A 13,761-nucleotide genomic window follows, 5' to 3' on the forward strand; every position below is an offset into this window, starting at 1 on the left:
GTTTGAGATATGACTGAGGTGCCGATGATGGCGACTGTTTGTTCATGGACAAATGCGTGGGTTGCCGGTCTGGGGGCAACTTTTTTGTTGCTGGTCAGCCCACTGGTTACGGCTGTTACGGTGACGGTTTCGGTTATCGTTGTGGCCCCGCCGCCTTGTGTGATTAATGGCGACCGGCCGATCGACGTGAGTTTTGATGAAGTGGTGACTACCCGGGTGGATGGTTACAACTACATGCGGGAGGTTCCTTACAGCATGCAATGCACCGGGCAGTTGTCCAATGACATGGTGATACGGATACAGGGTGACGGTGCTGGTTTTGGTACTAACGTATTGGGTACTAACCAGGCCAATCTGGGTATCGCGTTACTTAATAATGGCCAACCGCAACCACTCAACCGCGCCATTAAGTTTACCTATCCCAATACACCCAAGTTAAAGGTGGTGCCGGTGAAGTTCCCTGGCAGTACCCTCAAAGCCGCGGAGTTTTCAGCAGGGGCGACGATGAAAGTGGATTACCAGTGAACCGGAGCAACCTGATGACCCGATATTTAACTTTAACTTTGTTGTCAGTATGCGGTTATCCATTGCACGCAGCGCACAACATGTTGTTTCGCGGCACCCTGATTGAACCCCCTCCTTGCACCATTAACGATGGCGGTATAGTGGATGTCGGTTTTGGCGAACGGGTGGGGGTCAACAAAGTGGATGGGGTGAATTACCTAAGGGCTATGGGTTATAGCATTACCTGCGAGCCTGGGGTGAGTGGGTTGGATATGACCTTAACCCTGAGCGGACAACCAACGGGCTATGACGATGCGGCAGTACAAACTGACCTGGCGGATTTAGGTATTCGGGTGCTGCAAAACGGTAAACCGTTCGCGTTGAATACTCCGTTGCGCATCGATCCTAAAAATCCGCCCGCGCTTGAGGCGGTGCCGGTCAAGACGCCAGGGGCAACCTTAAAAAAAGGTGCCTTTGTGGCAACTGCGACCCTACAGGCGCAATACCAGTGATAGGGATAAAGGATGAAACGAGAGCTTAAAGCCAGCAGGTACGGAATGTGGCTGGGTATCGTGGGGTTATCCCTATTGTCGAGCTTCGCCGCTTTGGGGGCCAAAAACGTGCGTTTTCACGGTGCCTTGGTAGAGCAACCCTGTGTGATACCGCCGGGTGAAGAGAACCTGCAGTTGGATTTTGGCACGGTGGTCGACAAGTATCTGTATCTGAACCAACGCACCCACGGGAAGTTGTTTGAATTACACCTGACGGAGTGCGACCTGAGCCTGGGCAACACGGTGCAGGTAACGTTCAGCGGTAATGAAAGTCCAAGCTTACCGGGCCTGTTAGCGTTGGATGCTGCTAGCCAGGCCCGCGGCATTGCAATAGGTATGGAAACACCCAAAGGCGAACCATTGCTGTTGAACCTGGCCGGCCAGGAATACCCGTTGGTTAAAGGTAGCAACCTGATTGCTTTTAAAGCCTATGTGCAGGGTGAACCTGAGGCGATAGCCAAAGCAACCATTGAACGCGGGCCGTTCAGCGCGGTGGCCACCTTTAGGCTGGAATATGAGTAATGCAACCAGTGATTGGTGCGCAGCTTGTCACTGGTTGTGCCAGCGGTGGCAACATGCCCCGGCCAATACGGATATTTGGCATTTACGTTACCACTGGCGGCTATGGGGGAATGCGTTGTCCGACAGGGGGGCCTCCATAGCACCAGAGCATTAGAAAACCATCGTGTATGGCGCGCGCGGCTTTACGAGCAGGCCAGAGCGAAAGGGCTGACGGTGTCAGTGACAGAGCGAAGGTGCGTACGTACGAGCCACGGTGGAACATATGGGTAGACGGAATGAGGGGGTTGACTGTTTCCTGAACGTCTGTGTGCTCGATCTAGACATTTCTCTCTTAAATACAATGAGGCCTCATGCACGTCTGCTACTATCTTCTTGTCTTTCTCTCTGTTCTTCCATGGGCGCCAGCCTGGTGCGAGCAGGTCCCCGTTCCTGCGTCGTGGTACTGGGATAGTGCGCTGGGGTGGTACTCCAGCACTCCAGGCAAAGTACAGTATATCAATATACCAACGGAGGTCTACAACGCGCGGGTTAGGGATTACCCTGGCGGGAGCACAGATATCCGGGCGGGTGGGAACCAAGATGCGTTTGGGAACGTCGGATGGGCAGTCTATCTGCACCCCGGTGATAAGGTGGGCGATCTATGGACAAAGCACGGGGCGAACATCAAATGGCGCGTTGGCACACGTACCGTAACCGAACCCTTGAAATGCGTGCGTTACTCGGCCGCGTGGATGCAGTACGGAAACTGGACCTCGCCCTGCATACCCTACGAGGACACGTCACCTACGCGGTGTCATATCAAAAGCGGAGACATTAAGTTGGACCACGGCGTCGCCTTCTCAGATGTGATCCCCGCTGCCCAATCTCTCATCAGTATCTACTGTAACCGGGTGACCGAGGCTGTAATTAGCATTCCTGATTGGGGGGACACTGTACCCCTCGGGAGGGGGTATATCAAACTCAGCCTTAGCGAGGGTGCACTGGGCCAACCGATGAAATTCTGGAAGGGAACATCCGATATTCTCCTAACGTCCCAAGCCGTGGGCGTGGGACACGGGGTCTGGAGCCTCTCGGCTGTACTCCTAGTGAAGGTGATCTGACCCATCGCTGTCCCCTGCTAATGGTGGGGGCTGTGCCGGCTCTGGATTCTATTGGGGGGCGACAGTCATGGCGTTCGATCCCCGCTCTGGGGCATTTCTATGTGCTGTAGTCGGGTCGCATTGGGTGCAGCGGTCCGTGGATTCGCTGCATGATGTCGTTCTCGTCGGGGACTTGCCTGGGATTTATGTGTGGCGGGGATGGCTGTCGCCTAGAATAGATGGTGGTCTGGACTTGTGTAATACGCGTGACCAATACACATTAATCCAGATATAATTAATGATACATTGCTTTTCAGTTGCAATATTTATTGGTTAAGTTAATGGTTTTACCTGGTTTTTCTAAGAACAGCCTCTTTTTCGGCTTTTTAATATTAACGTGTTCTCCTGTAATTTCATTATGTAATTCTCAAGGTATGTCATATTGCTAGATTGCGGAGGCCTGTTAGAGTTCTCGAATAAAAATTGTTCTAATGGAGGCGACAGCCGTTGCTGTGGCCTTTGTCTTTTGTCCTCGGAGGTATCTTATTTTAGCATATTTCAGTCGGTATAGATATTTCAGAAGGGATAGCTAAGAGTTTGTGGCCATCTTTGAGGTGACAGCAAGCCGATACAATATCGCAAGCTTAATTCATTGGAGGTGGTATGGAGTACATCATTAATGGTAGCGTAAAATATAACTCTTTGGACTGTACTCTGTTTTGCCCTGATAACAATGCGGACATGATCACCCTCACTCGGGTGACCAGTGAGTTGCTGCTGTTACTGATTCAAAATAATCATACTCCACTGAGTAGAGATACTATTTTAAGCGAACTATGGGAAAAAAGAGGGTTGAGCGCCTCAAGTAATAACCTGAATAACTATGTATCCATGTTAAGAAAAGCATTGGCGAAGTGCGGTTACTCTGATTTGATTACCACCATTCCAAAACATGGTTTTTTATTTGAAGCAGAAGTGGTGAGTACCGTTGAAAATGATAACTTCTTTGAGGTGTCACAATTTGTTAAAGGGTATGACCTGTCATTAATACACTTTCCTGGATTGGAAAAGAACAGCGTCCGTATTCGTCGTTTTTTCTCTCTGGGGAGAAAAATGTTTAAGGTTTCAATGCTATCTTTGCTGGTAATCGCTCTTTTACCGAGTCTTTATGGTTATTTTAAGCTGAAATCTATAAGAACCGAGTTTTTTACCTTTGAGCAATGCCAATTTTACCTTGCGGATGATAAAACCCGGGGGGACGCTAGCAGTGGCGTAATAAATACACTAAAAACCATTGTGACTAACGAGAGATTGAATTGCGGGCGTAAAGCCAATGTTTACTATTTTTCCGATAAGAAGGAGGATTCATCGGGGCACGCGATCTTGACTGATTTATTAAGTTATTGCCCAGCCAATAGCAAAGCGCCATGCGATAATTACTATTTAACCAAACATGTAAATGAAGATGAAAAATAAGTTCTTTCTGTTGTTGCCGTTGGTGGTTATTGTCGTTATGTCTGTAGCGTATTTTACTTGGGTCAGTTTTGAAAGGGATAAGGGATTTGAATGTCGTGCACGGTTGTATACCAAGTTGATAGCCAATACTTGTAATAAGAGTAGCGCGGTAGATCTATTTTTATCTATGCATGGCGATGGGAAGGGCTATCTGTTGGTTTCAGGATCGCATTCATGCCCGAAGACGGCATTGGTAAAGTTGGACAGCGTTGTTAATTTTACTTACAGCAGAAAGGGGGGCTACTATTCAATTCATTTGGGTCAGCGGAGCTCGGTTATCATGGGTTTTTTTGACATCCTCAAGTATGACGATTTAAAGATTAAGGTGACTAGAGTAGATAACGACGATTACATCATATCTTCACCGATTGAAACGATCATGACGTGCACGGTGGAGTAGGTAATTTGCGGGTGCTCTTAACCCGTTGCACATGAAGATCGCTCCCACAGAAAAGCGAAAGCCGCAGTAGAAAAAATAGAAAGGCGATGGATACATTGTCCTTTTTGTCGCAATAGTGCACACACCCGTACCTGTCATTATTTAACCGAATAGAGAGGCTAATGGCCAATGTCGTCATATCGACTGCCAGGGCGGGCATAGGGCATCGACGGTATCCTAAGTGACCGTTGTCACCTGAGTTCGCAGCCCGGAATACTGGGCCGCGCTGTTCATCGAGGCGAAAATCAAAGGGCTAGTGCAAAAGCTATTTTTTTAGCAGTGTTTGCACAACGTTAGCGAAATTATTCACATAGTCATTAGGCGTGGGGGCCGCGATACCTGCATTATTTATTTTATATTTTCCGTTAATATAAAAGCTGGGTGTTCCTACTACCTCGAAGGTTTCCATGGCCGAATTTTGTCGCGCAATCAGGGCTTTTACCATTAAACTTTGGCGAGCTTGTGCATAATTCTGGCTATCAATACCTGATTGGTTAAAGACTTCCTGAATATCAGCAATGCTATGCAGAGTCTGATTCTGTATCGCTTGAAACAAGGGCTTTTCCAGCTCCTGGCTTTTTCCCATCATCATGGCAATAGCCCAGGCCTCGGTAAGCTCGCTCCCCAGAGGGCCCATAACACTGACATGGTATTTGGTTACCGTTTCCCCCTCGGGCAAAATTTTATTAATAGCGCCTGCGACCGGGTAATTTTCAACAAATTGATAACAAGGGCCGCAATAAAATGAGAAGAACTCCACAACTTTTGGTTGTGACGCCACCGGTGAGACTAGCGTACTGTACTCTTTTCCTTCTTCTGCAATGCTCTGTAACGAGGTGTTGGCCTGCACTAAGCAAGGTAGTACCAAGGAAAATAGCAGGTACGCAGCTATTTTTTTATGAATTTTCATGTTGGTTTTTTACTCTTGATTAACGTTTTGTCGCGAGTGGTAATAATCTCAGCAGAACGTAAATCATTGTTGTGAAATTAAATGTGCAGCCGTGGCGTCGCAAAGTAGCCAGTGGTATAGATCTGCCGTACGATCAAGTTGTAGTTTCCCCATGGCGGTTCTTTTATGGGTACTCACTGTTTTTTCATGAATTTGTAACTTTTCAGCAATTTCGCTTGCAAGCATTCCCTTTGAAATATAATGCATAACCTGCCGTTGCCGAGGGCTGAGTGTTTTTAAGGGATTTTCATTGTGTTCGTTAACAATAGAGTGGCTGTTATTACTCATTGAAGAGGTGAGTATGGTATCAATGAGCAATAATAAGGCATTGTAGCTCTGATGCCGATAGAATATCCAGGGGACATAGTTAGTGACCAAATGAGTTCTCTGCCGCGAGGTGAGTATAATCAAGCGAGATTTCTGCGAGTTTCCAGCCAACAAGCCAATTGGCATCACCGTTGTTGAGTAGCCAGGAGCCCAAAAAATCAAGTCTGCCATGGGGTAAGACAGTGGCTGTTTCATAAAGATCACCGGAATGCCCTTGGCATGCAAGTGTTTTTCTACGGCTTGCTGGAGCCCAGCAACAAAAAATTGATTGGGGTCGACGATAAGTATTTTTAATATGCGAGCCATAAGATAGCCCCCTATTCCTGGTTAATGAAATTGGCCAGAAATCTCGGGCCGTCTGGAAAGAGCACTCGGGCCTCCTGGCGTAAGTGACAGTGGGTTGTGTATCCTGCTGGTATTGTTCGATTTTAACTGGGAGACGTAATTTGTTTTATTAACCCAACGGGAAAGTCACTGCCTATCCAATGGGCGTAATACGTATGGATTGAACCATCCGGGTGATATACCTGCAACACCTGTATCGGGACATGATGCCATCCTCACCATGCGGTCATTTTCAGTCCATTTCGGAATTATTATATGTTATTTTAACAAACTGCAGTAAAACAAATTGAAAAAATAACACAATAAAGAGTAATGTTCTGGTGGCTGGCTGTTTTTTAGAGTTTGGCTTTCCATTTGTTATTTTATCCTCAATGCTTCAGTTTTTTATTTGAGCCTAGAATCGATTCTGCCAGGGTGTAATAGGCATGTTGAAGCGTTAAAGTAGACGCTTGAGGAAAATATGAAATCTGATTAGCTAATTTTTGATATCTCATGGAAAAAGTTGAGCCATTACTCCCGACTCATCCCCCTTTGGGGAGCGTCGCCGTCGGATGGATAATAGGGCTACCATGAATGCCAGTGAAATATGCCTTCCAGCTCCGCATACTGCCGTTTTCAGGAATGGAGAGCCGCGGGTGTTTTCGAGCGTTTTTGGCAGTATGGTTTGCTTAACAAAGAGAGAATGGCCCGTATCGATTGGTCATGGCGGCTTTATGACAAAAATCCCACTGGTAGGCACAAAAAGCAGGTCGCAACCCGATAGACCGGGGAAAGTAAGGCGTAAGGCTGGTTTGTTAACGGATGCTAATGGACTTCCTTTCAGAGTATCCTTGGCAAAATGGGTCTGGCAGCAGAGCTGCCGCGACTCTTTGGCCGCGGGGAATTATTTTAAATGCACGCGTTATGATCATTAAAAATAAACTCTACTGGGTCAAATTTTAAAGTGCGTGGTTGTTCATGAGCCTTGTTCAGGCACAAGCCATATCTCGGGAGAGTTATAATGAAATTCTCTGGAAATCCATTTTGAACCAGAAGTGCCTTGGTTTTATAAACCAGTTGATTATAGTTATTCTCTTTTGATTTACTGTTCACCCCTCCCCATATGAATTCAATGATGCTGTGCTTATCATTTATTTCATTGATTAAAAAAATGAGTAACTTGGTTTGATTCTTGCTAAGAGTGACTTCTCGTACCTGCTTCTTTAATCTTAGCTTGTTCCCATCCAGCACTAACAGATTATTTTCAAAATATGATGTGTTAATTAAGTGTAAATTCATATTGAATTTTTCTATAAGTTCGATAACTCCCTGATGAGAGTTAATTTCAATGGTGTTTTTTTCTTGGCATTACTTTAATTTTGACGTTGCTATTTTTATATCCAGATTATTAGCGATCTGCACGGCCTTGTGTGGGTTGTTTGGTGAGATTTATCCTAGCAATAAAAAATTAACCATGGTGATATATAATGCGATTAACTATTACAATAGATTTTTATCCTTGAATTTTTACATTGTTAGATTTTAAATCTATAGATGTGCGTTCATTGCTAATGGGATACACCTGAAACAGGGCTGGGATGCCAGAATTTGTCAGTGTTTTATGCGAAGGTAGGGCTGGGTTTTTAGTTGATTTTGAGACGTCGGAAGGGGGGAGAGTACATCATTAATGGTGCGGAAAAATAGAATTCTGCGGGCGGCATACTATTTCTGCCCCCGGTAGCAGTGTGGATATGACCACCGTAACCCGGGCGATCAGTGAGCAATCGTTATTGCTAATGCAGAATAATAGTGTGCCGTTAAGCAGAGATACGATTTTAAGCTAACAGGGACATATCGGAGATAGGCAAACCACGATCAGAAGATACGTGCAACCAGATACTGTTTTTGTGAAAATGAATTGCTGCCATGTCAGCAGTTAATGACAGGGAAAACCGAATAAACCAGACCAGGTCGGCTCCATTACCCTTATCTCATTTTACAGCCGAACCGATAGATTCGGCAGTAGAAGGGGGATGCGCCTGTGACGTTACGATCATTGCATCTGGTACCTATTTAGCCTGAGTATGGTGTCAAATTTAAATGGCATATAAACATAACTACTTACTTTTTGTAATACTCAGATAATGTGCATACTATATTGTCTGGTGCCCAACCATTGAGTCGCTCATTTGCTCTCTCTGGGAGGGAAAATCTTAACAAATGAAGGGATACACGATGAAAAATATTTTCTTTTTTGATGCGATGCTGACGCCGAAAATCATTACCGGCGTTTATTGGCTTTGCCTGCTGGGCATCCTGGTTGGTGGGATTGGGTCGATGTTCTATGGTGAGTTTTTCCGTGGTCTGCTGGGCATCATCATTGGCGGTGTCTTTACCCGTGTCTGTTTTGAAATGGTGATCATCGCCTTCAAAAATAACGAGTACCTACGCAAGATTGCTGAAAAGCCGTGATGTTGTGAAGGCTGGGGCAGCTGCGTGCTGCGCCCGCTTAACTAAACCCGAGCAGGGTAAATGCATCGTCCTCGGGGTAGTAATCCAGCAGTCGCGTAGTCTCCTCTAACGACAGTCGCTTATAGCGGTTGTTAGAGATGCCATGCACCACCGCATGCTGCACGTGAGTAACGCGGATGCAGCGATCGAGCAGATCGGCGGCATCCCGGTGGCTCAGGAAGGCGCTCATATCCCGCGCGCTGATCTGCTGGCCCGCTTCCAACGTCGTGAAGTTGGCAATCCGTACCGACAGTGCAGAAAGCCCCTCCTGATGGGCAAAATAGGCGGCGATCCCTTCGCCAAACGCCTTGCTCGCCCCGTACATATTTTTCGGCTTCGGCGCATCGTCCGGGCGCACCTGGTAATCCAGTGGATAGCCTTCCACCGCTTGTGCACTGCTGGCAAACACCACGCGTTGGCAGCCTGCGTCTTTCGCTGCGCGGAAGATGTTGAATGTACCAAGGATGTTGTTGTTCATCAGTGAAGAACAAAAATCAGCATCCGCAGAAGGATCGGCGGCCAAATGCAGCACGGTATCGATGTTGACGCAGGCTGCCCGGCAAGCCTCGATATCGGTGATATCGAACGTCAGTAACTCGTCATTGGGCCGCAAATGAGAGATCAGACTAGCTTCTTTTTCCGCCAGGCGAAAGTCGTAACGGTGGCCAGCGAACTGCCTGAACGCTGTCGCCACTCGGCCACCGGCACCAGTAATTAACACCCGCCCAAGTTCTGTACGTAATGCCATGGCTACTGCTTTCCCTAAAACAAATTTTCTGAAGACTAGTAATAATACTCTGAACTATTTTTGTCCATCTTTTAGTTAGTTTTTCTGATGTATTTTCTGGTTTGATTAGGATTTTGCTTAGCATTTTGTCGGGTTTTAAGCGGGTTTTTTCACTACTCAAAAATGGGTACAATGATAAATTCAATGAAACAAAAAGCGCGAAATTAAATCGTAATTCAATGTTATTTAATGGGTTAAGTCATTATTGATTATGTTTTGTTGCGTATTAAGACATGTCTTTACGGTAAATTACAATATGGTAATAGGTTAAAAGTGGTAATGTTTTTTGTGGCTGGCTAATCATACAAAAGCGCTAGGGGGATGGCAGAGGATTTTGTATACCGGATCACACTTCGGCAACTTTGTGGCGGAAAGCCTTGCCGCACTGAAAAACAGAATGTTACCGTCATAGCTCAACCGATTTAGGGTTGTCACTGCTTTTGCAGGCAAAACCTAAACCTCGAGTTTCTGTTTCCCCACGTTGGGATCAGAGGCAGCGAGGTTTAGGTTTTTTTTTGCGCTGAATTCCTCCACGACGATTGGCCATCGTCGTGGCTGGGGAGCAGCAAGGTTAAGCGTTAAGGATGCAACCATGAAATATCAGGAATTAGCCAGTGAGATCTTGGCCGGCGTCGGTGGCCGCGACAATGTGAAAAGCCTGGTGCATTGCGCCACCCGCCTGCGTTTTAAACTGCAAGAACACGGCAAGGCAGATGCGGAGGCGTTGAAGAAAAACCCAGGCGTCATCATGGTCGTGGAAAGCGGCGGCCAGTTTCAGGTGGTGGTAGGTAACCACGTAGGAGAGGTTTATAACGCCTTGAATGCCCAGCTTGGCGCAGGTGAGGAAACGCCAGCCAATGCACAAGAAGATAAAAAGGAAAACCTGCTCAGCCGTTTTATCGACGTGGTTTCCGGCATTTTTACCCCGCTGCTCGGCGTGATGGCGGCCTCGGGGATCCTCAAGGGTTTCCTGGCGTTGAGCTTGGCCTGTGGTTGGATGTTGGAGAGTAGCGGCACCTACAAGCTGCTGTTTGCCTCCAGCGACGCGCTGTTCTATTTCTTACCGATCATGCTGGGTTACACCGCCGGTAAGAAATTTGGCGGTAACGTCTTTGTCACCATGGCCATCGGTGGGGCGTTGACGCATCCGTTGATGATGGGGGCTTTTGAGGCGGCACAGCTCCCGGGGGCTCAGCCGGAGTATTTCCTCGGCATCCCTATTACTTTTATCAACTATAGCTCGTCGGTCATTCCGATCATTTTTGCCGCCTGGGTATCCTGCCGCCTGGAGCCGCTATTTAACCGCGTGTTGCACAGCGCACTGCGTAATTTTGTGACGCCATTGATGTGTCTGGTGATCACAGTGCCGCTCACCTTCTTACTGATTGGCCCGGCGGCCACCTGGCTGAGCCACATGCTGGCCAACGGTTATCAGGCTATTTATGCCTTCAACCCGATCGTTGCTGGTGCCTTTATGGGCGCGGCCTGGCAGGTCTGTGTGATCTTTGGCCTGCATTGGGGGCTGATACCGCTGATGCTCAACAATATGAGTGTGTTTGGCCGTGACACCCTGTCTCCACTGCTGCTGCCTGCGGTGATGGGGCAAGTGGGGGCCACATTGGGCGTGATGTTGCGTACCCGCGATGCCAAGCTGCGGGTGATGGCGGGTTCTGCCGTTACCGCCGGTATCTTCGGGATTACCGAGCCTGCGGTGTACGGGGTCACGCTGCCAAACAAACGGCCATTTATTTTCGGCTGTATCGGTGGGGCGTTGGGTGGTGCGGTGATTGGTTATTTCCACACGGCAACCTACTCGTTTGGTTTGGTCAGTATTTTCACCTTTGCCCAGATCATTCCGGCAGGCGGCTTTGATGCGACGGTCTTGGGGGCGATCGCCGGTACCTTGGTGTCGTTTGTGTTTGCAGCCATTGCCAGCTATCTGTTCGGTATCGTACCGCCAGCGGAACAACCGGCTGAAGCGGCAGCAGCCCCAGCTTTACAGGCACCGCTCAACCGCAAGCAGCAGGTTACCAGCCCGATTGCTGGCGACGTCATCCCGTTGGAGCAGGTTCAGGATGCCACCTTTGCTAGCGGCCTGCTGGGTAAAGGCGTGGCGATTATGCCGCACCAGGGCCGTGTGGTGGCCCCAGTCAATGGCTGTGTGGTATCGCTGTTCAAAACCAAGCACGCCATCGGCATTGAATCGGATGAGGGTGCCGAGGTGCTCATCCACGTGGGCATCGATACCGTCAAGCTTAACGGTCTGCATTTTACCGCCCATATCAAAGAGGGCGATCGCGTTAAACAGGGCGATCTGCTGATCGAGTTTGACCAAGAGGCGATCCGTGCCGCAGGTTTCGATACCACCACCCCGATCATCATCAGCAACAGCGACGACTATATCGATGTGCTTACCAGCGGCCAAAGCCCGGTGCAGGAACAGGCACCGTTGCTGACACTATTACGTTAATCAGGTTTATTGAGGAGAAAGCGATGAGTTGCAAATTTCCACAACATTTTCTATGGGGCGGCGCGGTCGCGGCAAATCAGGTAGAAGGCGCGTATCTGGAAGATGGCAAAGGCCTTTCGACGTCAGATCTGCAACCCCAAGGGATTTTTGGCGGGCTGACGCCACGCGTTGCCGGAGACAGCGGTATCAAGGATGTGGCGATCGATTTCTACCACCGTTACCCTGAAGATATCGCGTTGTTTGCCGAAATGGGCTTCAAGTGCCTACGTACCTCGATCGCCTGGACGCGCATCTTCCCCCAAGGGGATGAAGATGTGCCGAATGAAGCCGGGCTGGCGTTTTACGATCGGCTGTTCGATGAGATGGCCAAATACGGCATTCAGCCATTGATCACCCTGTCGCATTACGAAATGCCCTATGCACTGACGCAAAAGTACGGCGGTTGGGGTAATCGTAAGCTTATTGCGTTTTTTGAGCGTTATGCTCGCACGGTGTTCGAGCGTTATAAGCACAAGGTCAAACACTGGCTGACCTTCAATGAGATCAACATGTCGCTGCATGCGCCGTTCACCGGCGTCGGTCTGCCGGAAGACAGCAGCAAAAGCGAGATTTACCAGGCGATCCACCATCAGTTGGTGGCCAGCGCCAAGGCGGTAAAAGCCTGCCATGAGATCGTGCCGGACGGTAAGATCGGTAATATGTTGCTGGGCGGTATTCTTTATCCGCTGAGCTGCAAGCCGGAAGATCTGTTGGAAACCCAGCGCCAGAATCGCGACTGGATGTTCTTTGGTGACGTGCAGGTGCGCGGTGCGTACCCGGCCTATATGAAACGTTTCTTCCGTGAGAACGGCATTCAGGTGACGATCACCGAGGAAGATAAGCAGGCGCTGCGCGAAACCGTCGACTTTATCTCGTTCAGTTACTATATGAGTGGCTGCGTGACCACCGACGAAGAACAGAACAAGACCGCCCGTGCCAATATCCTCAACATGGTACCTAACCCGCATCTGGCAAGCTCGGAATGGGGCTGGCAGATCGACCCGGTGGGGCTACGCTATCTGCTCAACGTGCTGTATGACCGCTATCAGAAACCGTTGTTTATCGTCGAGAACGGGCTGGGGGCGAAAGACCGCATCGAGGCCGACGGCAGCATCAACGACGATTACCGCATTGACTATATCAACGACCATCTGGTGCAGGTTGCAGAAGCGATCGACGATGGGGTTGAGGTGATGGGTTACACCAGTTGGGGGCCGATCGATCTGGTCAGCGCCTCCAAAGCGGAAATGGCGAAGCGCTACGGCTTTATCTATGTCGATCGCGATGATGAGGGCAACGGTAGCCTGGAGCGCCGCCGCAAGAAGAGTTTCTACTGGTATCGCGATGTGATCCACAGCAACGGTAGCAGTTTGAAAATTAAATAGTAGTGGCCTAACTACCCCTCACCCCAACCCTCTCCCACAGGGAGAGGGAGCTGCCACGGTGTTGCGGTCGGGCGCAGCGATCGCTTTGTCCTGCCCAAAAGGGAGTTGCTACGGTGTTGCGGTCGGGTGCTGTGATCGTTTTACCCTGCCTAAAAGGGAGCTGATTGGCGGCAATGGCCAGGTAATTTCTGTAACTGATAGTCAACTCGATCGGTCCCCTCTCCCTGTGGGAGTGTACAGACCGAGGACATCATGAACATTTGTTCGGGGACATGGTAGACACTTACAACATAGGTATGAGTACTTCTGAGTGGAGCTGCTTATGCCGTGGAATGAGAGATCTGCCATGTCATTACGTA

At 48.8% G+C, this 13,761-nt stretch carries 10 protein-coding genes; 7 read left to right on the top strand and 3 right to left on the bottom strand.

The window, feature by feature from the left end; genetic code table 11:
* Positions 1–24 precede the first annotated feature (24 nt).
* From A6U95_RS03750 to A6U95_RS03770, 4 genes are all read left to right on the top strand, one after another.
* Positions 25–525: a fimbrial protein gene (locus A6U95_RS03750; RefSeq protein WP_241810615.1), complete on the top strand. Its 501-nt coding sequence runs from the start codon at positions 25–27 to the stop codon at positions 523–525.
* Between the two features lie 14 nt (positions 526–539).
* Positions 540–1,016: a fimbrial protein gene (locus A6U95_RS03755; protein WP_065683524.1), complete on the top strand. Its 477-nt coding sequence runs from the start codon at positions 540–542 to the stop codon at positions 1,014–1,016.
* A 45-nt stretch (positions 1,017–1,061) separates the two neighbouring features.
* Entirely contained in the window at positions 1,062–1,577 is a 516-nt protein-coding gene (locus A6U95_RS03760) for a fimbrial protein (RefSeq protein ID WP_198927288.1), read from the top strand.
* Between the two features lie 1,742 nt (positions 1,578–3,319).
* A complete protein-coding gene (locus A6U95_RS03770; protein WP_065683527.1) occupies positions 3,320–4,132 on the top strand; it encodes a helix-turn-helix domain-containing protein in 813 nt (270 codons plus the stop codon).
* Between the two features lie 743 nt (positions 4,133–4,875).
* Here A6U95_RS03770 and A6U95_RS03780 read toward each other — a convergent pair.
* Both A6U95_RS03780 and A6U95_RS03785 read right to left on the bottom strand, forming a co-directional pair.
* Positions 4,876–5,520 (bottom strand): DsbA family protein, encoded by a 645-nt coding sequence (locus A6U95_RS03780; protein ID WP_065683529.1) that lies wholly within the window; start codon positions 5,518–5,520, stop codon positions 4,876–4,878.
* Positions 5,521–5,583: 63 nt separating this feature from the next.
* The gene (locus tag A6U95_RS03785) at positions 5,584–6,192 is read right to left on the bottom strand and encodes a helix-turn-helix transcriptional regulator (RefSeq protein WP_065683530.1); all 609 of its coding nucleotides are present in this window, start codon (positions 6,190–6,192) and stop codon (positions 5,584–5,586) included.
* 2,253 nt (positions 6,193–8,445) lie between these two features.
* Here A6U95_RS03785 and A6U95_RS03795 point away from each other — a divergent pair.
* Positions 8,446–8,682 carry a DUF4282 domain-containing protein gene (locus A6U95_RS03795; protein ID WP_065683532.1) on the top strand — a complete coding sequence of 79 codons (237 nt, stop codon included), beginning with the start codon at positions 8,446–8,448 and terminating at the stop codon, positions 8,680–8,682.
* Positions 8,683–8,719: 37 nt separating this feature from the next.
* On the opposite strand, the gene A6U95_RS03800 is transcribed toward A6U95_RS03795, so the two are convergent.
* Positions 8,720–9,469, bottom strand: coding sequence for an NAD(P)-dependent oxidoreductase (locus A6U95_RS03800; RefSeq protein WP_065683533.1), 750 nt, complete (start codon positions 9,467–9,469; stop codon positions 8,720–8,722).
* A 631-nt stretch (positions 9,470–10,100) separates the two neighbouring features.
* Between A6U95_RS03800 and bglF the strand changes: the two genes are divergently transcribed.
* Both bglF and ascB read left to right on the top strand, forming a co-directional pair.
* Positions 10,101–11,978, top strand: a complete 1,878-nt coding sequence (gene bglF / locus A6U95_RS03805; protein ID WP_065683534.1) for a PTS beta-glucoside transporter subunit IIABC — start codon at positions 10,101–10,103, stop codon at positions 11,976–11,978.
* A 23-nt stretch (positions 11,979–12,001) separates the two neighbouring features.
* Entirely contained in the window at positions 12,002–13,402 is a 1,401-nt protein-coding gene (gene ascB, locus A6U95_RS03810) for a 6-phospho-beta-glucosidase (RefSeq protein ID WP_065683535.1), read from the top strand.
* Positions 13,403–13,761: the final 359 nt, after the last annotated feature.

Origin of the sequence: Serratia sp. 14-2641, from assembly GCF_001692375.1 — a bacterium.
Classification (GTDB): Bacteria; Pseudomonadota; Gammaproteobacteria; order Enterobacterales; family Enterobacteriaceae; genus Chania; species Chania fonticola_C.